Source organism: Sulfitobacter sp. AS92, assembly GCF_038900015.1.
Classification (GTDB): Bacteria; Pseudomonadota; Alphaproteobacteria; order Rhodobacterales; family Rhodobacteraceae; genus Sulfitobacter.
On record NZ_JBBMQL010000017.1, the window covers coordinates 1 to 23,104 of the forward strand.

Consider the following 23,104-nt stretch of genomic DNA (forward strand, 5'->3'; position numbering starts at 1 on the left):
TCTCCGACGATTTGCCAGAAGCCAGCTTTTGCAACATTGCGATCCGCAGGCGAAGCGCCTGAACCAATTGATCATGGGCCCGCAGCGTGGCTGACATCTTGGCGTTTTCCGCCGCGATCTGAGCATTTTCAGCCTGCAATGCCGCGATCATCGCCTTCAATTCGGCGGGATCATTTGGAAGGTTTTTGGCTGAGTGCGACATGCGCCTGACTACCAAAAATCAGGCGCAAACACCATATAAATATAGCAGATCAGAAGCTAAAATCACCCCACGCGCGCAGGCGGAGCGCCCCAAGCGGGGCGTCGCCAGTCGATGCCTTCCCAGAGCATCGCAAGCTGTGCAGAGGTCAACCTCAAGGCACCGTCTTCCGCGCTCGGCCAAGGAAAGCGGCCACGTTCCAGAACCTTGTAATAGAGACAAAACCCCTGACCGTCCCAGTAAAGAAGCTTCACCCGGTCCCCGCGCCGACCCCGGAAAGCAAACACAGCACCGCCCGTGGGCTTCTGGCGTAATACATCTTGAGCCATGGCGGACAAACCTGCGATCCCTTTGCGCATGTCCGTCACACCGCACGCCAGATACACACGGACGCCAGTTCCAGGTCCAATCATGCTGCCTCAACTGCCCGAATAAGCTGCTGTACGCGCTCTAATGGCAGATCACTGGCACAGCGCAGCTTGCGACCATTTCCAAGCACGACTTCGATATCCAAGTGTTGCCGATCTCTTGACTGCTCCGGCTCCTCGCAAGAAGGCGAAGGCAGCGGCAGAAAAACCGTCTCCGAAGTCCGCGGCAAAACCCCTTTACGCCGAAGCTCCTGGCGCCACTGGTAGATATGCTGGCGTGTAATGTCATGACATCGCGCGACATCACTGACTGTTGCGCCATTTAAGCCAACCTCTCCAAGGATCGATAACTTCTCCTCTTCGCGCCAACGGCGCCTTCGCTCAACGCCGACAATCACTTCATGACGCATAGCTCATCCCATCTCATACGACGTCAGTAACGACGACAATAACGACAGTACTTAAGTGAGTATGGGTTCACGCGGCAGGCGGTAACAATTGGGCGCTTACGATACAGCTGCCGCGCGAAGGTTCTTCAAGCGAGCTGTTGGCACCAACGGCGTCCCAGACCGAATTCCCATCGACAAGAGCGGCGCCAACTTAGCTGGTCTGCAAAGTCTAAACGTCATCCTCAAATTCACGGGGGTTGGTCGGATCATCAACATCGTTCAATCCAAATACATCAACAATATCATCGAGCAGGATCATCGCTTCATTAAACGGATCACACGGTCGATGCTCGGCTTCAAAGCGTTCCATTCTGCGGCAGCAACGCTTGCTGGGATCGAAACCGCGCATATGATCCGTAAGGGCCAGCTAGCACAAACAGGCATCACGGCATTCAAGCAGTTCGCGTCCCTCGCTGCATAATTGTGTCCAGGGAAGACTCCTCTTCTGCCATGCGAAATCTATGCGACAGAACCCCTCGTCCCCGGTCAGGTGGTGTCGATCGTTACCCCTGGCGGTGGCGGCCGTAGCGATCCGGTCGAGCGTTTGGCAGAGGCGCGGGCGCGTGATGAGCGAGAAGGCCGCGCCTGAAAACCTCGCGCTCCCCACTCGGGTGGCGGATCTCACATTCATCTACACATGAACGAGTAATTGGTCTGTATGGCGCTGACCTATGGGGCGTTTAGGTCCGTAGCGCATATGCTGGACCCACCTAAATAAACATGAAGCATCGCTTGGTCGAATAATTTCGCTTAACAGTACTATCAATACTGTTGCTCTTAGCATCAGCGATGCGAACCCGGGTGTCTTTCGCAAGTCGTCGCCATTCCGTGAGGCGGTTCGGGCGCACCCCATGGCTTCCGGCAACACCGCGACCCGTTACTCCGGGTTCTAGGGTCTCCGCCACAATCCGGGCCTTGAGATCATCAGGCCAGCGCCGCCGACCCGTGGCGGAGACATCAACTCCGCCCGACCGGAAAGGCTCCAATGTATCCTCCATTGAGAAATTCCATCCCTGTTCCAAAACACGGACGGCTTCTAAAAAATGATGGATTTTGAAAAGGTGGGGGGCCAGCTGACGCCTACCGTCCATTTCACCCGATTGGTGCCGCCTCGGCTAGAGGTTTTTCCCCTCTTCTCCGCTTCCTACGCCGACGCGGATATGTTGCGGTGGCATTGCGATCTGAGAGCAGCCTGAACCGCTCCAAATCCGAATTGGCCTGATGTCGTTAGGTTTGCGAGCGGCAGCGTCAGACATTGGCGCGCAATCATCTTGAACACAAATTTGCATTGGTGACGTGAAATCACTGTCGGGGATTATAATTTCCAGGACCGGGCCGACTTCCGGAACATAGACATACCAGCCATCAATGAAGTCTGACGACAGGGGCGGCTCCATTCCGGAACCCCCAGTCTTGATCCGCGCATTGACCGGCGTGAACCCATCCACCGTGACGCGCCACGTTTCCTCCCATCCAGACCGTTCAATCGAATGCACCCACTTCAAGGTGAATGTCCTATCCGGAAGTTTAATCGCCAGAGGCTGGTGATCGGGTGTATTTGGACCGAAAAGACTGATGCACAGCAGAGCCAGCGCAGGCGTGTTCATTTGCCCGATTCCACGAGCGCCGGAGCCCTTACGGTACGGGACTTGAACCACAAGATTGCAATGAACGAAAACGCTATGACCAACCCGATTTCGTCCGTAAGTGGCTGCGCCAAAACCAGAAAAGATGCGCCCACAATCGCCCACAGGCGGTAGGGCCAACTTATCTGAACGCGCATGAAGCCGATTGCGGCTATTCCCCAAAGGCCTACAGCAATGGCAGCCTTGAAGCATACATACGCGACTGCAAGTGGATAACCGAAGTGTTCGGCAACCGGTCCTCCATCTTGCAACATCAGGACTGGAGAGTAAACGGCGATGAAGGGCACGACAAATCCAGCGATGGCGATCTTCATACATTGCAGACCAATGCGCATGCCAGATGCCTTCGCTATGGGCGCTGCGGCAAATGCAGCCAGGGCCACGGGCGGCGTCAAGTCGGCCATGATCCCAAAGTAGAAAACGAACATGTGCGATACCAGGAGCGGGACGCCCAATTGTTCAAGTGCCGGCCCCACTAGTGAGCTTGTGATAATGTAGTTAGGAATCGTCGGAATCCCCATTCCAAGCACAAGGCAAGCGAGCATCGTCAGAAGCAATGAAAGAAACAGGCTGTTCTCGCCAACATCGACGATGACGCGTGCAAAACTGTTCGCCGCACCTGTCAATGTCATGACACCGATGATGACACCGACGAGGGCGCAGGCCGTCGCCACAGGCAGTGCATTGCGGGCCCCTTCTTCCAGTGCCTCGATGCACAACCGCAAGGTAGCACCGCCGCCCTTGAAGAAGAATAGAAGGACAGCAAGCGCGGCGATCAACAGGAACGTTGCCTCAATCCCCCACTCTAGGAAGGCCGACGAAAAGAACGCAAGGGCAATCCAGAATGCTGTTCGTATCCAGACATTCGGCCAGTTCGCCGTCAAGCCCAATCCAAGGATCAAAAGCGCCGTGAATGCCAGTCCCATAGTGCCTGCAAAAAGTGGCGTGAAACCCATGAAAAGCATGGACACCAGGACAACCAGAGGGAGCAAAAGGTACCACTTCTCGCGCAGACGCTGTAGCGCGGTCGGTTGATCGTTGGGGATATCCATACCACCCAGACCCAGACGCGACGCTTCCAAATGCACCATCCACAGGACTGTTCCAAAATAAAGAAGGGCGGGAATAATCGCCGCGCGCACAACCTCAATATAAGGAATGTTCAGCGTCTCGGCCATGATGAAGGCCACTGCGCCCATGACGGGCGGCATGATCTGCCCGCCCATGGATGCTGTTGCCTCAACAGCACCTGAAAAAGTGGGCGAAAAGCCGGATCGCTTCATCAAGGGTATCGTGAATTGACCCGTGGTGACGACATTAGCAATTCCCGATCCGTTCACCGTGCCCATCATAGCTGATGACACGACGGCGACTTTGGCAGGACCGCCAGTTTTGTTGCCGACTGCACCCATTGCCAAGCCTGTAAACAATTCGACGATGCCGGCCCGCTCGAGAAATGAGCCGAAGACAATGAATAAAAAGATATATGTGGACGAAACGTAGGTAGGAATTCCGAAGATGCCTTCGGTTCCCAGGAACATCTGATCCACAACTTGCGAGAAGTCATAGCCGCGGTGATTCAATGGGCTGGGCAAGTATTGGCCCAGCAAACCGTACGCCAGAAAGAGCCCGCACACGATAGGCAACCCAATGCCCATCACCCGGCGCGCAGCTTCGAAAACCAATGCAACCATTGCGCATCCGACGATCAAATCGGAAGTGGTGGGCATGCCCGCGCGCAAGATAAGGTCACCCTCAAAAATCCAATGGTAGAATGCGAGCACGAAACCCGATGCGCCCAGACCGACATCGAGCCATTTCTTCCAACCGATTTTAAGATGCGCATGCAGCAAGAACACGAGAAGCAATACAAAGCCTACATGGATCGAGCGTATTACAAGCGAGCCCTCGATAATAATGCCCGCAGCCGTCAAAATCTGCCAGGACGAGAAGGCAATCGCGATAATGAATAAGGCACGTGCCATTATTCCACCGCGTTTGAAGCGATCCACCGGCGTCAACGGCACCTCGCTGTTCGCGGAGACCGGCGATGCGCCGGCAGGCGTTTGAGTAGACCCATTAGTCATGAATTCATCCTGTGGGAATGCGCCGCTACAAGAGCGATCTTCATGGTGTGGTTAAATCACGAACCTCCCATCCCGAGCTTGCACTGGAACGGGAAGACGCGAAAAACATCATATCATTCAGTTAGCACGCCAGTTTCTTTGTAGAAGCGCTCGGCGCCCGGGTGAAGCGGCAAAGGAAGGCCCTCGGTAGCGGTCTCCAGAGAGATTTCCCGTGCCGCCGAATGGGCGGACCTCAGATTGCTAATGTTATCGAACATCTGCTTGACCATTTCGTAGGCCAGCTCGTCAGAAACACCGCTATGGGACATAAGGTAGTTCTTGACCCCAATGATTGTGATATCATCGGGGTTTCCATCATACGTGCCGCCGGGAAGAGTGGCCGTGACATATCCAGCATCTTCTATGTTTGACAAAACGTCTTCAGGCAACGCCAAAACCTTGATGTCGACCGAGGTGGAAAGATCGCGAATGGCGGCAACTCCCAGACCCGATGAAATAAGCGAAGCGTCCAGCTGCCGGTTCTTCATCAATTGGACACTCTCTGCAAACGACAGATACTCAACCTGAGCGAAATCTTCATAGGTCAGGCCGGCTGCAGCGAAAATCGTGCGCGCATGTAGTTCGGTTCCCGATTTTGGCGCACCAACCGCGACGCGCTTGCCCGCGAGGTCGGCCAGACTGTTGATGTCCAGACCGTCCCGAGCAACGACTTGAAGGTAATTTGGGTAGACGGCAGCAAGAACGCGAAGCTTGTCCAAAGGCTTTGGGAAACCAGCTTCGGCTTCGCCGCGCCACGCCCGTCCGGCGCTGTCTGCAAACGCAACTTCCCCCCGTTCGGTCTGGAGCAGGTTCAAATTTTCAACTGATGCCTTCGTCGACTGTACCGAGGTCCGCACATCGGGAATCGTATCTTCGTAGATCGTGGAAAGGGCCACCCCGAGCGGGTAGTAGACACCGGATGTTCCCCCAGTGAGAATGTTCAAGAATGTTTCAGCTTTTGCTATGCTTGGGGCCCCCAAGGCAATGCATATTGCTGCTGTGATTAGTTTAGATTTCTTCATGTTTTCCTCCCTGAAAACTTTTAAAATTCCGCATTCCAGCCAATCAGGTTGACCACTGCAATATCTTTGCGTCGCAATACGATTTGTAGCGCATCGCTTGATTTCTTCCCTAGTGAAACCACGGGCTGCTTTTTAAAAGTGCCTGCCGCGCAAACCTGTAGAAATTACTTCACGGTCCATAGCTTAGCGAAGACCATCATTTCCAATCGCTTCTTCTTTCAAAAGTCCACCAAGGCGAGAATGAACCCTGCCGCCGTCTCCCATAACGAGAGAGAACAGAATTTCATCTGCTTTTGGTGCATCCTGAATGCCAACCTCGAATGAATTGAAATGGCTGCGAACATAGGAGGCGTGAATGTAGTGAACTGGAACCATCAGCCGATAGCCAGCCGACGCAACCGCTTTGTTAGCTGGAACCATTGCCTTGGGCTGGCCCAGAGCTTCGCGCATCGCCCAGCCCCCAGCTTCATGCCAAACGGCACCGTGCTCCATTTCACCGTTCAGACCTACGATCACCGCCTTGCTGTAAACTTCGACGCTCTCCTTTCCGAAGTAGTTGACCAACTCTTCCGCAAGGAGGCGCCCTAGGTTTCTGAGTTCCGCCATGAATGGCATCAAATCCTCTTGGTAGGTTCCAGCAAAGGGGTTCGTTATGACAGCGGAAGCAGCGGCAAGCCGTAGAGGTTTCGAGGGGGGCGGCCCATGTTCGTGGTGGGTTGTTTCAACCGTGAAGGCGCGCTTTCTAATGTTCACTAGTGTCATCGGGCCGCTTCCTTTTCTATGTCTGCTTCGGAAATCAACCGCAGGTATTTATGGATTTCCGTATTGTCTGCATCTGTTGTGAGAGACTGCGCAGCTTGATCCCAAAGATCGGCACAAGCTGACAGTTGTGCTGCATGAAAGTTCGACAGTTCCTGAAGCGATGCTGCTGTTCTCAAGTCTTTAGCTTGAAGTTGGAGTGAAAAACCGCCGGAGTATTTGCCGGAAATGATGAATTGTTCCAGTTTGGTTTCGGTTGCCACGTTGCGCCCACTTGAATTGTTCAGAATGTACGCAAAGACCGAAAGGTCCAATCCCAGATTTTCGGCTATGTTGACGGCCTCACTCGTCGCGAGCAGGCCAGCGGCATAAACGTAATTGTTCAGCGCCTTCATCGTGTGTGCAGAAGCAATACCGCCCGTAGAAACCAGGTTTGTTCCCATTTGTCCGAGAACGGGACGCAAACTTTCCAGACGATTCTTATCACAGCCGACCATAATCGTAAGTTGCCCTAGGACGGCCTTAGCGACAGAGCCAGACACCGGTGCATCGATCAGCTGGATCCCGCGGGGAGCCAGAAGCCGACCAAGTTGCAACGTCTCTGAAGGATTTGACGAACCCATATCAATGATCGTTGTGCCTGGTTGCAAGATGTCGATCAAACCGTCACTGATTTTGTCGCCTTTGACGACACGGTTAGTTGCCATGCTGTTTGGCAACATGACAATAACGTAGGTACAGCGTTCAAGTTCGGCCAAACTATCAGCCTTGTAAAGGTTATCCCCCCACGCTTCATGCTTGGAAAGAGCCTCAAAAGGCACGGCGCTCGAATCATAGGCAAGGACCCTGTGGTTGCCTTTGCGGGTCAAGTTCGCAGCCATGGGCAATCCCATTTTGCCGAGCCCTACGAATCCTATGTATTTGGTCATTTTCGGTAGGCTCCCAAGACAAAAACTTTGTTGGTACCCATCCTTAAGTCGACAGAAAGAGTTTGTCCTATTTGAATATGTACAAGTCTATACTGTTAGGTTATATGATCGAAGAATGAAGTTTAGTATCAGGCAGATGGAAGTTTTCAGGGCCGTCATGATTGCCGGCTCTATGAATGGTGCGTCGAGCATTTTGAATGTTTCACAACCTGCAATCAGCCGCACCATCGCGCATACTGAGCAGGTTCTATCGATGCGGCTATTTGACCGCAGAAAAGGGAAGCTCTTTCCTACACAGGAAGCCCAGCTTCTCTTTGAGCACGTGGTCCGTCTTTACGATGCGGCCATGCAGGTGAGCCGCTTTGCCGAGGACCTGTCAGAGCGGCCCACAGGAAAGCTATCCATCTGCGCCAGTCCCAGTCTCGCCCTCGGGTTCATTCCAAGTGTAGTCTCTGCCCATTTGAAGAAAAACCCAGACGTGTCGGTGAAGTATTGGACCGCCCTCATGGCTGAAGTTCCAGACGAGCTGATTTCACGCCAAGCCGATCTCGCCATCACCGTCTTAGCTATTGAGAATGAAAACCTCGAAGTGACCACTTTGGCCGAAGGACACATGGTTTGCGTCTTCAAATCTGGTCACCCCCTATCAAGCAGGAAAATCGTAAGCTTGACGGAACTATCGCATTACCAGTTGGTCAGCTACAACAGAGGTGTCCCCTTTGAGCGCCTGGTCTCGGACGCGTTTGCAAAATGCAAAGTCCAGCCGAGAATTGTCGCTGAAGTCCCTAGGGCTGAGCTGGCGCTTGCCTTGGTACGCGAAGATGTCGGGTATGCGCTGCTGGACCGTTTCGCCATCAATCATCTGTCGCTGGTAGATGTGGAAGTACGCCCATTGAAGGAAAAGATTTCCACTTCAGTTAGCCTCATTCGCTCTCGACATCATGAGCCCAATATTCATGTTAAAGCCTTTACCGAGCTTTTGCAGCAAGCAGCAATTGCAAACCTCTTTCTCGATTCTAATGTGCTTTTGCAAAGAACGCGTTCTGAAGGGCTGTAGAACAACGATACTCCGCGAGCTAAAACGCAACCATTTCTCGAACGAGAACATGCCTGGAGGCGACGGCTGGGTATTGCCAATTTGATGACCCGATTTGATCAATCTATGTCAGCCTCATGAGCTTTCCAACCCAAATGCCGCGCCTGAAAGGCTTCCGCTATCCCCGAGAGATCATCGCCTACGCGGTTTGGGCGTATCACCGCTTCGCACTGAGCACTGCAGATGTCGAAGACCTGATGGCAGAGCGAGGCGTGGTTGTCAGCCGGGAGGCGATCTGTGAACAAGGGGGGTGCGGACAAAAACTTGGACTGTTTTCACGGCATAAGGCCGAGGCTTTTACGGTACTCGATTGGGCTTCTGCCACCAAGGGACATCTTGATGCGCATCTCAGCATTACTTTACGAACGGCTTAACGTAGGAAGACGGGATCAGCCGCACCTCGTCCCCCAACTTGCCGATTTCGCGGCCCCAAAAGTGGGCACCCCCACAAGCCTCCATTGCGATCACCCAAGCTGGTAACTCATTAACGAACCCCAAAACCCGAGCGCGTCGCAGCTTTTTGCGAAACAATACCTTGCTAGATGCATCGGCACCGTGAACTTGGAACACATTCTTTGCGAGATCGAGACCAACAACCTCAGGCGCGTTAACGTGACAACCCCGTCGACCATGCATTAACATTGACACTGGACCACTCGGCAGGGGTAGGCCAAGTTCGCAGTGAGGCCGAGATAGCCACATTGTGCCATTCGACATCCAACCCAAAGGCTCCGGCTGGATGAAGGTCTGGCGGCAGATCCGTTCCCCATTATAGATCTGAAGGAACACTAAAATTGAAACTGCGAGAGCTGGAAGCGTTCGACGCTTATATGAAGTTAGGCACGATGAAGGCCGCATCCGAAGAGATCGGCATCAGCCAGCCGATGATTTCGAGGCTTCTGAACACGCTCGAAGCGAGGCTTGGGTTTACCCTGTTCGAGAAAAAGCGAAACCAGCTGAAACCGACACCTGAAGCGCATCTATACCACGCTTCGGTCATGCGTCTTATCTCGCAGCTACGCGAGACCACGCAGGATGCTGCCGCGATCGCGAACAACCAGCTTGGCAAAATCGTTATCGCCTCGCAGCCCACTTTTGTGGACACGTTTTTGCCCGATGCCATCCGCAGCTTTCACGAAAAGCACCCTGATGTCGGAGTACGCGTTCTTGACGTCGGTATGCAGGAATTGCTCCGGACCCTCGACAAGAATTTCTGCGATGTCGCCTTGGGAATCACGCTCGAGGCGGGAAACTACAGCGCGCGCGTCCGCAAGCTGGCGCGCTGTGAGGCGCGTTGCATCATGCACCGCGATCACCCGCTGGCAAAAGAGGTGAAGATTTCTGCGGACATGCTGTACGACCAAAACTTCGTCGACCTCATGCCCGACAGCCCCCTGCGCAAACGCATCGACGAGGTGATCCAAACTGAAAGCAAGGACCGGCGAACCGTCGCAGAGATGGGGACCATGCGCGCGTTGTGCGCTCTCGTGGATCGCGGAGTGGGCGTTGCGATTGTCGATCCCTTTGCTGAGCTGCTGCTCGAAGGCACCTCGGTCGTCTCGAAACGGCTGGTGCCCCGGATCGCATGGGACCTTGTCTTTCTGACACCCGATGGCGCGCCAGTCAGCCGGATATCAGAATCTATGTTTACGGAAATTCACTTCCAGGTCACGCGGCTCAAGGGGCTCGGCATCCTCGAGGAATAGCCCGCATCAAACGTTTTCAGCGTCCGGCTCTTTTTCGCTGGCGGTGCCATCCGCGACAGCCTTCCAATGCCAGCAGCGAACCTTGTGGCCCTCCGTCGCGGCATCAAGCGTCGGGGCCTGCGAGACACATTTATCGGTCCTGTAGGGACAGCGCGCAGCAAACCGGCATCCGTCCGGAACATCAAAGAGGGACGGCACCTTTCCCTTGATGGTGTAGAGATCCGCTTGGGGGTCGCTGTCAATGGTGGGCATCGCCTGCATGAGGCCCCTAGTGTAGGGATGCAGCGGTGCTTCGAAAAGGCTTTCGACCGTGCTGTTCTCGATCACTTGGCCCAGATACATAACGGCAACGCGATCGCAGACTTCGGCGACGACGCCCATATCGTGGGTAATGAAGATCACGCCCATGTCCAAATTGTTCTTCATCTGGATGATCAGGTCGAGAATCTGGGCTTGCGTCGTCACGTCTAGGGCCGTTGTTGGTTCATCCGCGATCAGAAGCTTGGGCTCACAAACAAGGGCCATCGCGATCATGATCCGCTGCCTCATGCCGCCCGACAGCTCGTGAGGGTACTCTTTCAAACGCTTTTCGGGTGAGGGGATGCCGGTTGCCGAAACCACTTTCAAGGCGGCTGCGGCCGCTTCCTTGTGGCTGTGGCGGCCGTGGGTTTGAAGCGCCTCGATGATCTGATCGCCGACAGTATAGATGGGATTGAGCGAACTGGTCGTATCCTGAAAAATCATCGAGATTTCCTTGCCCCTGATCTGGGACAGCCGGTTTTCGCCCACCGCGAGTAGGTTCTCGCCATTGAAAATGATCTCACCTTCAAAGTCTGTGATATCGGTGTTGAGCAGCTGCATGATTGCCTCCGACGTAACGCTCTTGCCGCAGCCCGATTCGCCGACAACGCCGAGGATCTCGTTGCGCTTTACATGGAACGACACGTCGTCCACGGCGGTGACGCGTCCTTTTTCGGTGTGAAAATGTGTTCGCAGATTGCGCACGTCGATAATCGGGGAAGCGGACATTCGAAGGCCCTTTCGTATTAGTGTTTAGACACGGCTTTATTCGTGTGAGGATCGAGGAAGTCGCGCAGACCGTCGCCCAGAATGTTCTGCCCCAGCACGATCCCGATGATCATCACGCCGGGAAAGACCGTCATCCACCACGCGGTGGTAATGACGTTCTTCCCATCGTAGAGGATATTGCCCAGACTGGGGTGCGGAGCCGGAATTCCCACCCCGAGAAAGCTCAGCATCGCCTCTGTGATGATGGAGACGGCAAAGACGAAACTGGCCTGAACGATTAGCGATGAGACGGTGTTAGGGAAAATGTGCCTCCAGATGATGCGAATTTGGCTCGCCCCAAGCGCATGGAGCGCCTCGACATAGGGCTGTTCCTTTACGACAAGCGCGTTCGATCGCACCACACGCGCGATCAGTGGCGTATAAACGACCACCAGCGTCAAGATCACGTTCTGCGTCGTCGGCCCGAAAACGGCAATTACTGAGATGGCCAACAAGATCGCAGGGAACGCCATGAGACCGTCCGTTATGCGCATCAGCAAATGGTCGAGTGGTTTGAGGTAGGCTGAATACAGGCCGATCGTCACGCCGATCACCGAAGACAACAACGCTACGCTGAAGCCGATCAGAAGTGAGGCCTGCGTGCCATACAAGACCCTAACGTAAATATCGCGTCCGAAATTGTCGGTGCCCATCCAGTGGTCCGCCGAAGGCGGCTTAAGCCGGTCGATGGGGGCGATGTCCAGTGGACCATGCTTGGAAATCAGCGGCCCCAAGAAAGCAAAGAGGCAAATCACGACAGTCAGGCCAAAGCCGCAGACGGCTAGCCTGTTCGCCATGAACCGCTTGATTGTAAGGCTGCGCTGCTCGCGTTTCAATCGGCTCTTGGTAGCCTTGAGGTTTTCGGCACTTCGGGTCGTGTCGGTCATTGGTCAAGCCTCACTCGTGGGTCGACGATTCCGTAGATCAGATCGATAATGAGATTTATTAGCACGTAGCCGAATGCAACGATCAGCACCGTTCCCTGGATCACCGGGAAGTCGCGGCGCTCAACGGAGTTGACGATCAGCTGTCCCAATCCGGGGATGTTGAAGACGAACTCGACCACCACGGCGCCAGCGATGAGCGTAGTGAAGGTCTGCCCAATGATCTCGAGGATGGGGATAAAGGCGTTGCGCAGCGTATGCTTGACCACGATGGCCGCACGCGGCAGTCCCTTGGCGCGGGCGGTTTTGACATAGGCATTGTTCATCACCTCAAGCATCGCGGCCCGCGTGATCCGTGTGATCAACGCCGCCTGAATGAACCCCAGCGAGATCGCCGGCAGCAGCAGAAACTTTAAATGCGTCAGCAAGCCGTCGGACAGGGGCGCGTAGCCCGCAACGGGAAGCCAGTTCAGGAACACCGCAAAGAATAGAATCAGCAAAAGCCCCATCAGAAAGCTCGGTACGGAAATGCCGACCAGGGCGAAACTCATCAGGGCACCGTCGATACCCTTCCCGCGGTTCAGGGCAGCAAAGACACCCATCGGCAGCGCAACGACGATGCCGATGATCTGCGCAAAGATGGCGAGAGACAACGTGGGCCAAAAATAGTCCAGAAAGACTGCAGTGACGGGCGTGCCGTTGTAGAGCGACGCGCCCAGATCGCCAGTGACTGCGTTGCCAAGCCACACGAAGAACTGTTGAAAGACTGGGCTATTGAGGCCTAACTCTTCGCGCAGACGGTCGACATCCGCGGCCGACGCATCGGGCCCGAGAATGACGCTGGCCGGATCACCTGGAGACAGATGCACAAGGGCGAAGACCACGACGGCAACAACCGCCAAGACTGGAATGAGTGACAGGATTCGTTTGATAATATAGCTGATCATGTGGCCTCCGGTCTGGAGTGCAGATGCGCGCGGTGCCCGCCCGTTTCTCCTGTTTTCTTTGTCGTACTTTTTATGAAATCGAGGATTGCCTCGGCGGCGGCCTCGGTAGATGTCCGCTTAGTTAAAAAATGCCCCTCACCCGCGATCCACCGCATCTCATGATCCTTACACGCACGGGTCAGGGCCTTCGCCATCGCTGAAGACTCCGAGGTGGGAACTCGCGTGTCGCTGTCGCCATGTAGAATAAGCACGGGGCAACGGATGTCGGCGACCTTGGTCAGCGGCGCGATGAGGTCGAAAAAATCGCCATGCGAGGCTGCGTCGCCGTATTCCATTTCCCGCAGCCTGCGGCGCCATGCAGGTGCCGTTTTGAGGAAATTACCGAGGTGCGACATGCCGGCAATCGAAACAGCATGACTCCAAAGCGTGGGATGATGCGTGATGGCCAGCAGGGTCATAAAGCCGCCATAGCTGTGGCCCATTATCCCGACCTGGCCTTGGCCCAGCCCATAGTGCAGGTACAAATGCTCTCTCAAGGCGATCACATCGTTCAGGGCATCCAGGCGCTTCTCTCCGTCATCGAGCGAAATAAATGCGCGCCCATAGCCTTCGCTTCCGCGGATGTTCGGCGCGATTACTGCGACACCACTTTTTACCAGGCTCTCAAGTATAGGGGAATGCGAACGCTCGAAAATGCTTTCGGGGCCGCCATGCAGATAGATAATCGCCTGTCGGCTGTCAGGGCGGCCCAGGAAGACAAATTCAATATCGCGCCCGTCAAAAGACGTGAAGCGATCGACCTCTTGGGCGCAATCCAGAGGCGCACTGCAAGAGAGCGCAGGCCTTTGCTCCAGATTCTCTAGCGAATGAAGCTGCACCTCGGGAGGGCCGAATGGACTAGACGTTACTGTTAGCAGGTCGTCTGGCCCGATAAAACACATCGAGTGCAAATGGACCGCATCGCCTGTGAGAGCTTGCGCTACGCCCTCGGCATCTAGCGCCGTTATCAAGATCTGAGACGCGCAAGCACTGCGCAGGGCAATGGCAATGCGGCCCGTCGGTGGGTGGAGACAAAATTCCTGCACGTCCTGATTTGGTCTCTCGAAGATAGTCCTCACCGCACCGCTGCCCAGATCCAGCGTATGAAGACCGATCCTTTCACCGCCAAGATCGCCCGAGAAAATGATCGCGCCTTCAGACAGACGGCGCATCTGAGCGATACGGCCTTGACCGGCAGCGAGGGCAGTGAGCGTCCCCGTGTCAGTGTCGAACAGACAAAACCGCCGGTCAATATTGGTCCGCTCTTCGAGCAACAACAGCCGGTGGGGCGACAGGGTAAGGGCCGATGTCAGAACCGCATCGATAGAGGCAAGCTCGTGGGGCTCGCCAGTTGAAACACCAGTTCGCATGATACGGTGGTGCGTTTCTGACGCGGCGTTAGCCAGATAAACGCCCTCCCCATCGATAAGGCAACCGGCGAAATAGTGATAGCTGTCTGCCGCCTCAATCCAAGGGGTAAGCGCGCCGTCATTGCGCAGAAGAAAAAGCTGCTCGCGTTCAGTGCTATCAGGATCACATGCGACAACCAGCCGAACTCCCGGCTCATCGACCAGCCAGAATCGGGTGACATTCAGCTCCGGCTCGGTCAGCGCACGGCGAGATTTGGTGCTCAATGCGTAGGTCCACAGCGCGGTCGACCCGGATTCATTGCTCAGGTAAAGTATGTCATGCGTCTGCGGATCCCACGTCAGCGAATGCAGCTGCGTGTGTCGCGAGATCGGTTCATCGCTCAGGTCAAGGAGGGTGACAGCGCGGTCATACATCTTCATACGCCGTCCTCGTAGAGGTGGCAGGCGACCTTGTGATTGTTGGAAATTGTCCGCGACGTCGGGACAACCATCCGGCAGATGTCTGTCGCGTGCGGGCACCTTGTATGAAAGCAGCACCCGCTCGGCGGATTGAGAGGCGATGGCACCTCGCCCGACAGCTTGATCCGCTGCTTTTCGTCTCTTGGGTTCGTCTTGGGCAGCGCCGAAATCAACGCCTGAGTGTAGGGGTGTTTCGGAGCGTCGAACAGTTCTTTGGCGGTGGCGACTTCTACCAGATTGCCCAGGTACATGACGCCGATCCTGTCAGAAATGTATTTCACCACCCCCAGATCGTGCGAAATGAACAGGTAGGAAAGATCGAATTCCTTGCGAATGCGCTTCATGAGGTTCAGCACCTGCGCCTGAATAGACACGTCGAGCGCTGAGACCGTCTCATCACAGATCACCACTTTGGGCGTAAGCGACAGCGCCCTCGCAAGATTTATTCTTTGCCGTTGTCCCCCAGATAGCTCATGGGGAAAACGGAAGAAATGCTCGCTAGATAGGCCGACGGTTTCAAGAAGCTCGATCACGCGGTCCGATCTTTCGTTGCGATGGCCGACCCCGTGAATGCTCATGGCCTCTTCCAAGATAGATCCGACCCGCATCTTGGGGTTCAGCGACGAATACGGGTCCTGAAACACCATCTGAAGTTCGCGGCGATACTTGCCAAACTCGTCCGGCGTCTTCTCGAAGATGTTCTCGCCTCGAAAATAGCAGGCACCGTCTGTAGGCTCGATCAGTCGCAAAAGCGTACGACCAAGCGTGCTCTTGCCGCAGCCGGATTCGCCGACCAGGCCAAATGTTTCGCCTGCCATGATGTCGAACGAAACTTTGTTCACCGCCTTCACATATGCGTTGGGTTTGAAAAAGCCTCGACGAATCGGAAAATGCTGCCGAATGTCCGTGGCGCGCAGCAGTGGCTCCGCAGCGGTTTGCTGGATCTCATTACCAGTGACAGCACGCGACATGGGACATTCCTTCAACTTTGGTTGGGGGGGCAAGGCGATGTTGGGGGTACCGCCTTGCTTCGCGTCGTTGACCTACTCGGCGACCGAGAGGTTTGAAAGAATGATGTTGTTGGACACAGTGAACCCTTCTATGTCCTTTGACAGACCATGGAGCGGCTTGTAGTTACCGTAGCGAATGTAGGTCGTGTATTTCATCAACTCTCCCTGAAGCTTAGTGAACAGATCCAGCGCTTTGTCCTGGTCTTCTGTCACGCGAATTTCCTCGATCAGACCATCGACTTCGGGGCTGTCGGTCCAGCCGGCATACTGATTGCGCGAGTGCAAGAAGATCGCGTTGATCGGGGTCGGCTCGAAGGTGAATTCGGACGCGAACATGTCCCAGGCTTCGGGATCCGCGCGATACTCGAGCAGCGTCGGCCAATCATATTCGGCCAGCTTCACGTTCAGGCCGACCTCCTGAAGCTGCTGCTGCACGATGATCGCCGCATAGAAATGCAGAGGATAGGCGCGCGTCACCAGGAATGTCAGCTCTTCGCCGTCATAGGAGGACTCTTCGATCAGCTTGCGAGCTTTCTCGGCATCGTTCTGATTGTAGTATTCCTTGCCGGCATTGTTATACCACAACACTTGGTTCGGCGAGGCGAGCGAATGCTCTAGTGAATAGAACTTTTCGTTGCCAAGGGCGCCGTAGAGGATCTCGTTCATATCGAGCGCGGCACTGACCGCCTGGCGCAGCTTGATGTCAGTGAAGGGTCCGCTCTTCTTGTTGAAGAACATGCCAACGAAGGCATAATCCTCGGCATGGACCTTCAGATCGTCCGAATTTAGAAGCTGTTCGGCATTGTCATGCGGTAGGCGCAGTGCAATGTCATACTGCCCCGAGCGCAGGCCTGAAACGCGGGTGGAATCGTCGGTCACGATTTCCATATAAACGTCGTCGACGCCTGGATTCTTGGAGCCGGCGAGGCCATTCGACGGCGTATCGACCGAGCTATAGTCCTCGTATTTGGCCAGGTGCATCTCTTGGTCGGTATCCCAATTCGCAACCTTGTAGGCGCCGGTGCCCACGTATTCGGTCACGCCCTGTGCCGGTGCGCTCTCGATGATCTCCAGCGGCATGATCCCGGCGAATTGCATCGGGTTGCCGATCACCGAAAGGGTCATCGGTGCCGCCTCTGCCAGCTGCAGCTCGAGGGTCAGATCGTCAACCTTTTGAAAAGTTGCGTCCGAAAGAGTACCGCGGGCGAGGATAGATTTTTCTTTCCAGCGGTTCATCGAGGCCACCGCATCGTCAGACGTGAGCGGCTCGCCGTTGTGAAAGGTTATCCCCTCGCGCAATTTGATAGTGTAGGTTTTACCGTCGTCGCTCACGTCAATGGACTCGGCCAAGACAAGCTCCGGCTCATAATCAGCGTTGAGCGTAACAAGCGGCTCGAAGATCTGAGCAGCAAAATCCATCGTGGAATAGGCCGTCGAGATGTGAGGGTCGATAGTCGGCGGAATGGTGTCGTATGCAATGCGCACCTCGGTCCGCTCCTGCGCGTGCGCACCGGCCGCCAACAGGGCGATTGAAGCGATGGCCGCTGATGCCTTCAGTTTACTAAGCATTGTCTTCTCCTCTGTTAATAATTTTGGTTACTTTTTCTCACGGACGTGTTGCGTGTCGTGCGGTCCAGCGACAGCAACGTTTGGGTCAGCACGTAGGCGCCGTTGATAGCATCATTCATTGTGATGCTCTCTTCGGGGCAGTGACTTCGGCCGTCGAGACAGGGTACAAAGAGCATCCCCGCCGGGCAAAGCCGGGTCATGTGCGCCGCATCGTGCCCCGCACCGCTCGGCATCTTTATAGAGCTAAAATCCAATGCCGCGGCGGAGCTGGCCACAGCGTCGACGATAGAATTTGCGCAATCTATTGGATCCGAGGCACTGAGCGGGCGGACGTGTATTTGCAACTTGTCGTTCTCGCAGACCGCCGCCTGCGCCCACTCGATCAGCGGCTCCAGAAAACCGTCCAGCCGTTCCTTGCTGTCGCTACGCACTTCGAGCGTCAACCGCGTCTCTCCAGGCACTGCGTTGGCGGCGTCGGGACTCACACTGATCTTCCCGACGGTAGCGACCAGATAGCATTCCGTAGATTGACCCTGCATCGCTTGTGCGCTTACCCGCTCCACGATCCTCGATGCGCCGACAAGCGCATCCTGCCGCAGGTCCATTGGTGTGGTCCCAGCGTGGTCGGCGCGGCCGGTGACGGTGATTTCGTAGCGCCTTATGCCGACGATGTTCGTGACGACGCCAATCTTGGTACCACTGGATTCGAGAACCCGCCCCTGTTCGATATGTAGCTCCAGGAAACCTGCAAATTCGGCCTCGCCGCGTAGCGCGCAATCTAGTTTTTCGGGAGCGCCTCCTGCGCGCCGAATGGCATCTTTCAGGCTTTCGCCCAATGTATTGGTCTGTTCTAGGAGTTCAGCAGACAGATTGCCGGACATAGCACGGCTGCCGACGCAGGAGACGCCATAGTCGCTGGGTTCTTCCGACAAGAAATCGATGACCTCAATCCCGTGGCGGGGCATGTCTCCGCTTTCAGCGATCGCTTGAGCCGCCTCGAGCGCGGCGATTACGCCAAGGATTCCATCGTATCGACCACCATCGACGACAGTGTCAATATGACTTCCGCTGGCCAGGATGCCTAAGCCCGGCTCCGACCCAGCAAGCGCGCCGATCAAGTTGCCACCAGCATCAATGCGCGTGGCCAAGCCCGCCTGCTTCATCTCATTTTGGAGCCAGTCACGCGCGGACGCGTACCGGTCAGTAAATGCCCGGCGTGTCCACGGACGCCCCGGCTCGGTAAAGTCGGAGAGCTTTCTTAGCCGATTTCGCAGCCGCTGTTCATTGAGCTTCATCTTACCGGTCAAGTTCCTTCTCGACTGCCACGGCTTGCGAAAGACAACTCCAAGTAGTCGACCGAGGCGGTTTAGTTATGGGTGAGTCAATTGCAGTAGGTACCGCTGACCCGTGCAATAGCCCTGAATTATACGCAGAAACTTCGCACCGTTAAAATTTGATTCAGTTTGCAGTTTTTGTCAAACAGATAAGTTAAGAAGTATTTTAGTTATACTGAGATTTAAATACAGTCATACTATTCTGGAAGCAAAATCTTATTATTTCTTCGGGGGACAGCGACTTATAACTTTGTGTCCGTTGTCAGACAAAATGGGACTTAAGAGCGGCTTGATCATTGGAGGCTTTGGTTTGGTTGCTTGATCGACCATTCCAGCGGCATGATTGGTTCCTCGGACCGGGCAAAGGACAGTTAAGCCGGTCTGCAGACCTAGTCTGCGCCGATTCCCGTGGACATCACGGTCCCAAAGGTAAGGGGGTCGCAGAAAGTTTCGCACATCCAATCGGTCAGTGCGCGAGCTTCTCATCCTTCTTCGGCAACTTGGGCCGGGCTTTGCCATCATGTTCAAGTTTACTGCTTCCCACGCTTTGCAATGGGCGTCATTCGGAATGATCCGTTCGGTGGAATAAATCCGGTGCGGTTCAGCATTGTCGTGGACCGCGGCCGCTTAGTTGCGCAGCTTGTGTTTGATCGAAGCATCTGACACAAGTCCTTGGGCCGTCTGGGGGTCCCCTGTGTGTTTCTACCTTAGCCCCGTGCCTTGCACCTGCTGGTGCATCTCCCAGAAGGATCATTACTGGCAAACTGCGCCCCTATGGAGCAGCAAAACGCGAGGTCGCGCCTAGCCTTGATTATTGGTCCCACAAGGGCTCAATAACCCTGCAGATAACAGCCATCTCCCTTTCGAAAACGAGAGCGGGTAATGCAGGGTTTCGATTGCCGGGTAGTTTACAACGCTTCGGCTCGATACAATCTACATCCCGCAACTCTTTCTCCGTACCAGCCCGGCGTAGTTCCACTCTCAGCATCCGCAACCATCGACACGAAGCATTCGAGGCGTAAAAAACTGCGGGAGATGTCGCTTGATCAACGGTCTGTATGCCAGCTTGCAAGCTCGGCGAGTTACCATGACAACTCCGCTTTCAGTTATGCGGAGAAAAGCGACTACCTCCAAGGGCCAGGGAATGGACTGAAGGCCGCCGCAGTTTTACCGCGGCCCATGGAAGTTCAAGCCAAAGTGGAATGGAGCGTCGATCGCCTTTGCAAGGGCGGCATCCTGCAAGGATCAGCGCTGCTACCTCTGCACGTGGCACCCCGGTCAGCACGACCTTCACCACCATGGCAACATGGGTCACTCGCGCCCCTTTCCCCACATCCAGCCATGCAACGATCTCGCCCGGCGCTACCGCTGGCAACGCTCGACCGAGAGCCTAGATCGATATCGGCCGTTCCACGGCGCGGTACCAAGCCATGTAGGTTTCACCGGCCGGTCTGGGCAAATCACCGGGGCGCAGAAGATGCACCGCGTCGCGTAGCTCCCCTGCGCGCTCAGGTCGACCAGAAAACACAACAAGGGCTGCGGCAGCCCGCAGCGCCGACCGGTCCCGCGACAAGGCTTGTGGGACGCCCTCGCGTAAGGGCACAACATGCTAGTAGTTGAGCGCCGTGCCCGACAAAAACGCAACATCGTTAGCGGTTTCCGCAGGTGTAGACGTGACCCAGGCGGTCATTCGGGGTAGCGTGTCGAGGTCGCTGATATGAGCCGGTTGGGCAAATGTCATGCCCTGAGATTACACTCACACGGCGCTTTCTGCCACATAATAGCTAAAGTAGCGCCCCACCTTTCTGTCGTTCGTTATGTCCAATAAGTTTACATTATCGGACATAAATAGATATGCTGCAGCGCAGTCGCAATACTCGTGAATTTTCAGGGGAAATATGGCCACAGAGAACGAGAAGTTGAGCTCAGCACGCCTAAGTACATCCCGAGATGCTCAGGGTGACGCGAGAGATCATGAGAAAAGTGATGGCATCACCCTGCCCTTGCATGTGGCTGGCTCAGGCACCCTTGATCAGCTGGTAGAAACCGCACGCGGCTATGCAAAGCAGGCAGCCTCTGAGAACACGCTGAAGGCCTATGCGAAAGACTGGGCGCACTTTGCCCGCTGGTGCAGACTGAAGGGAACAGACCCTTTGCCGCCGTCGTCTGAGATGATCGGGCTCTACCTTGCCAACTTGGCGGCACCCAGGGGAAAGGCCCCTGCCCTCTCAGTCTCGACCATCGAGCGCCGTCTTTCTGGTCTGAGCTGGAACTACAAGCAACGCGGCTTCAACCTCGAACGCAAGAACCGCCATATCGCCTCCGTGCTGGCCGGCATCAAACGCAAACACGCCCGTCCGCCGGTGCAGAAGGAGGCGATCCTGGCCGAGGACATTCTCGCGATGGTTGCCACCTTGCCCTACGACCTGCGCGGTCTGCGAGACCGGGCCATCCTACTGATCGGCTATGCGGGCGGTCTGCGTCGGTCCGAGATCGTCAGCTTGGATGTCCACAAAGACGACACACCGGATTCAGGCGGTTGGATCGAGATCCTAGAAGAGGGTGCCCTGCTCACGCTGAACGCCAAAACCGGCTGGCGTGAGGTTGAGATTGGTCGCGGGTCCAAGGACCAGACCTGCCCCGTGCACGCACTCGAACAATGGCTGTACTTCGCCAGGATCGACTTCGGTCCGGTATTTGTCGGCACCTCGCGGGATGGCAAAAGGGCTTCTGAGACGAGATTGAACGACAAGCATGTCGTGCGGCTGATCAAGCGCACGGTCTTGGACGCCGGAATTCGGTCCGAGTTGTCCGAAAAAAAGCGCGTCGCGCTGTTTGCAGGACATTCCCTGCGTTCAGGCCTCGCAAGTTCAGCAGAGATTGACGAGCGTTATGTCCAAAAACATCTTGGACACGCGAGCGTGGAAATGACCCGCCGATATCAACGCCGTCGCGACCGGTTCCGCGTGAATCTGACGCGCGCGGCGGGGCTGTAGAGTTCAAACGGCGTGGTCATGGTGTTGGCTCTTTATGAGGGGGTGAACTATCCTGCCTTTCGAACTCCTTTCCGAGCGCCCAGTACTAAGCAAGCAGTTTGACATGAACCGCGCCTTCATCATCTATAATTGACAGCGGATTTCTGATGCGCTCGTGGTATTCACCAGCGGCATCCGAACTGTCCATAAGCTGAAATGCTGAGTAGCAGCCCAATACAAACTACGCAGACAAGCGGGTGCCCAACGCGAGCCTAAGGACTTACTTCTGCACAAACACGAGATTGTTGGGGGAAATCCTATGCAACGACCACAATCTCGGTCACATCGGCATCCACCGACTGACAGGCCGCGAGCACCTTTCGTTTCAGGTGTGTCTGGACATAATTGCCATGAAAGCGACTTGGCGCGCTGAGGGTTAAACGCCCTCCTGCCCTGTCGACCCGCATAAGATTGCGAAGCCAACTTCCGTAAACATCCGGGGCTTCGCTGAATAGAATCGCCTGGGCCAACGCCCATTCCGTACCATCGCTTACATCTGGCGGTGGTATGTGGCCTTTTACCGGCAAGGGCACGACAGGGTTTTCCTCAGGCTTACCGCTCATCCGCAGGTCAAAATCTGGTCCCACATTTGGCCATTCCGATTCGGTCATGGCAAGCATGCGATCAAGGTCGAGCCCATATTCTGTCACTCTGCCCCGCGCACCCTGTCGCTTGACCACTAGCCAGCCAAGACCCCGCAACTTGGCCATCTCGCGTTTCACGGTGCGCTCATCCACTGCCCATAACCGAGCAATCTCACGTTGCCCTACGGCCAATTCATCGCGCGCCCAATTGTAGCGCGCTGTCATCAAGGTGATCAGCCGGAGCACCAAACGCTGGTCATGCTTATTGCGCGCCAGTGCATATGCGCCTAATGCCGTGATGATATCATATTTGCGGGCAGCGTCGCGTTGACCTGCCAGTTTGACCAATTGCATGGATGCCCTCTGGCTGCGCGGCGCGCAGTTGCTCTGTGCCTCGGAATGGATCTCTTGCTGGACCCCAGGTTGCGATGAAAGACACAACGCCTTTCCGACCTCTTCCCTGATTTGCGTCCAAACCATCGATTCTGTCAAGAGGCCGATTTCA

18 protein-coding genes and 5 pseudogenes are annotated in these 23,104 nt (G+C 55.4%); 5 read left to right on the forward strand and 18 right to left on the reverse strand.

All coding sequences use genetic code 11. The annotated features are described in order from the left end of the window. The 3 genes and pseudogenes from WNY61_RS18375 to WNY61_RS18385 form a co-directional block, all read right to left on the reverse strand. Positions 1 to 202, reverse strand: a pseudogene (locus WNY61_RS18375) (IS66 family transposase); the annotation flags it as partial. Positions 203 to 264: 62 nt separating this feature from the next. Next, positions 265 to 612 carry an IS66 family insertion sequence element accessory protein TnpB gene (tnpB, locus tag WNY61_RS18380; RefSeq protein WP_209274002.1) on the reverse strand — a complete coding sequence of 116 codons (348 nt, stop codon included), beginning with the start codon at positions 610 to 612 and terminating at the stop codon, positions 265 to 267. After that, positions 609 to 977 (reverse strand): transposase, encoded by a 369-nt coding sequence (locus tag WNY61_RS18385; RefSeq protein WP_342852894.1) that lies wholly within the window; start codon positions 975 to 977, stop codon positions 609 to 611. Before WNY61_RS18385 ends, tnpB begins: the two co-directional genes overlap by 4 nt. Before the next feature lie 109 nt (positions 978 to 1,086). Here WNY61_RS18385 and WNY61_RS18390 point away from each other — a divergent pair. Continuing rightward, positions 1,087 to 1,437: pseudogene (locus tag WNY61_RS18390) on the forward strand (DDE-type integrase/transposase/recombinase); the annotation flags it as partial. 694 nt (positions 1,438 to 2,131) lie between these two features. Here the strand turns inward: WNY61_RS18390 and WNY61_RS18395 are convergent. The 5 genes from WNY61_RS18395 to WNY61_RS18415 form a co-directional block, all read right to left on the reverse strand. Further along, on the reverse strand, positions 2,132 to 2,623 hold the full coding sequence (locus tag WNY61_RS18395; protein ID WP_342852895.1) for a DUF1850 domain-containing protein: 492 nt from the start codon (positions 2,621 to 2,623) through the stop codon (positions 2,132 to 2,134). Continuing rightward, on the reverse strand, positions 2,620 to 4,749 hold the full coding sequence (locus WNY61_RS18400) for a TRAP transporter permease (protein ID WP_342852896.1): 2,130 nt from the start codon (positions 4,747 to 4,749) through the stop codon (positions 2,620 to 2,622). The genes WNY61_RS18395 and WNY61_RS18400 overlap by 4 nt, the downstream gene beginning before the upstream one ends. 113 nt (positions 4,750 to 4,862) lie before the next feature. Continuing rightward, complete coding sequence (locus WNY61_RS18405) at positions 4,863 to 5,810, reverse strand: TAXI family TRAP transporter solute-binding subunit (RefSeq protein ID WP_342852897.1); 948 nt, start codon at positions 5,808 to 5,810, stop codon at positions 4,863 to 4,865. 183 nt (positions 5,811 to 5,993) lie between these two features. After that, positions 5,994 to 6,572 carry an amino acid synthesis family protein gene (locus WNY61_RS18410; RefSeq protein WP_342852898.1) on the reverse strand — a complete coding sequence of 193 codons (579 nt, stop codon included), beginning with the start codon at positions 6,570 to 6,572 and terminating at the stop codon, positions 5,994 to 5,996. Next, positions 6,569 to 7,498 carry an NAD(P)-dependent oxidoreductase gene (locus tag WNY61_RS18415; RefSeq protein ID WP_342852899.1) on the reverse strand — a complete coding sequence of 310 codons (930 nt, stop codon included), beginning with the start codon at positions 7,496 to 7,498 and terminating at the stop codon, positions 6,569 to 6,571. Before WNY61_RS18415 ends, WNY61_RS18410 begins: the two co-directional genes overlap by 4 nt. 115 nt (positions 7,499 to 7,613) lie before the next feature. On the opposite strand from WNY61_RS18415, the gene WNY61_RS18420 reads away from it, so the two are divergent. Further along, the gene (locus tag WNY61_RS18420) at positions 7,614 to 8,555 is read left to right on the forward strand and encodes a LysR substrate-binding domain-containing protein (RefSeq protein ID WP_342852900.1); all 942 of its coding nucleotides are present in this window, start codon (positions 7,614 to 7,616) and stop codon (positions 8,553 to 8,555) included. A gap of 116 nt (positions 8,556 to 8,671) precedes the next feature. Continuing rightward, positions 8,672 to 8,830, forward strand: a pseudogene (locus WNY61_RS18425) (IS6 family transposase); the annotation flags it as partial. Positions 8,831 to 8,951: 121 nt separating this feature from the next. Here WNY61_RS18425 and WNY61_RS18430 read toward each other — a convergent pair. Further along, positions 8,952 to 9,230 (reverse strand): annotated as a pseudogene (locus WNY61_RS18430) (IS110 family transposase); the annotation flags it as partial. A gap of 158 nt (positions 9,231 to 9,388) precedes the next feature. Between WNY61_RS18430 and WNY61_RS18435 the strand changes: the two are divergent. Next, positions 9,389 to 10,300, forward strand: coding sequence for a LysR family transcriptional regulator (locus tag WNY61_RS18435; protein ID WP_342852901.1), 912 nt, complete (start codon positions 9,389 to 9,391; stop codon positions 10,298 to 10,300). 6 nt (positions 10,301 to 10,306) lie between these two features. On the opposite strand, the gene WNY61_RS18440 is transcribed toward WNY61_RS18435, so the two are convergent. The 8 genes and pseudogenes from WNY61_RS18440 to WNY61_RS18475 form a co-directional block, all read right to left on the reverse strand. Next, positions 10,307 to 11,329, reverse strand: a complete 1,023-nt coding sequence (locus WNY61_RS18440) for an ABC transporter ATP-binding protein (RefSeq protein ID WP_342852902.1) — start codon at positions 11,327 to 11,329, stop codon at positions 10,307 to 10,309. Between the two features lie 17 nt (positions 11,330 to 11,346). After that, entirely contained in the window at positions 11,347 to 12,255 is a 909-nt protein-coding gene (locus WNY61_RS18445; RefSeq protein WP_342852903.1) for an ABC transporter permease, read from the reverse strand. Continuing rightward, positions 12,252 to 13,199 (reverse strand): ABC transporter permease, encoded by a 948-nt coding sequence (locus tag WNY61_RS18450; RefSeq protein WP_342852904.1) that lies wholly within the window; start codon positions 13,197 to 13,199, stop codon positions 12,252 to 12,254. Before WNY61_RS18450 ends, WNY61_RS18445 begins: the two co-directional genes overlap by 4 nt. Next, the gene (locus WNY61_RS18455; protein WP_342852905.1) at positions 13,196 to 15,127 is read right to left on the reverse strand and encodes an alpha/beta fold hydrolase; all 1,932 of its coding nucleotides are present in this window, start codon (positions 15,125 to 15,127) and stop codon (positions 13,196 to 13,198) included. Before WNY61_RS18455 ends, WNY61_RS18450 begins: the two co-directional genes overlap by 4 nt. Then, positions 15,025 to 16,038 carry a dipeptide ABC transporter ATP-binding protein gene (locus WNY61_RS18460; protein WP_342852906.1) on the reverse strand — a complete coding sequence of 338 codons (1,014 nt, stop codon included), beginning with the start codon at positions 16,036 to 16,038 and terminating at the stop codon, positions 15,025 to 15,027. Before WNY61_RS18460 ends, WNY61_RS18455 begins: the two co-directional genes overlap by 103 nt. 72 nt (positions 16,039 to 16,110) lie before the next feature. After that, a complete protein-coding gene (locus WNY61_RS18465) occupies positions 16,111 to 17,646 on the reverse strand; it encodes an ABC transporter substrate-binding protein (protein WP_342852907.1) in 1,536 nt (511 codons plus the stop codon). Positions 17,647 to 17,660: 14 nt separating this feature from the next. Then, positions 17,661 to 18,941, reverse strand: a complete 1,281-nt coding sequence (locus WNY61_RS18470; RefSeq protein WP_342852908.1) for a Zn-dependent hydrolase — start codon at positions 18,939 to 18,941, stop codon at positions 17,661 to 17,663. Between the two features lie 1,276 nt (positions 18,942 to 20,217). Further along, a pseudogene (locus tag WNY61_RS18475) lies at positions 20,218 to 20,721 on the reverse strand (DUF1403 family protein); the annotation flags it as partial. A gap of 157 nt (positions 20,722 to 20,878) precedes the next feature. Here WNY61_RS18475 and WNY61_RS18480 point away from each other — a divergent pair. After that, positions 20,879 to 21,976: a tyrosine-type recombinase/integrase gene (locus WNY61_RS18480; protein ID WP_342852909.1), complete on the forward strand. Its 1,098-nt coding sequence runs from the start codon at positions 20,879 to 20,881 to the stop codon at positions 21,974 to 21,976. A 296-nt stretch (positions 21,977 to 22,272) separates the two neighbouring features. Here WNY61_RS18480 and WNY61_RS18485 read toward each other — a convergent pair whose 3' ends face one another. Further along, entirely contained in the window at positions 22,273 to 22,953 is a 681-nt protein-coding gene (locus tag WNY61_RS18485) for a DnaA N-terminal domain-containing protein (RefSeq protein ID WP_342852910.1), read from the reverse strand. Positions 22,954 to 23,104: the final 151 nt, after the last annotated feature.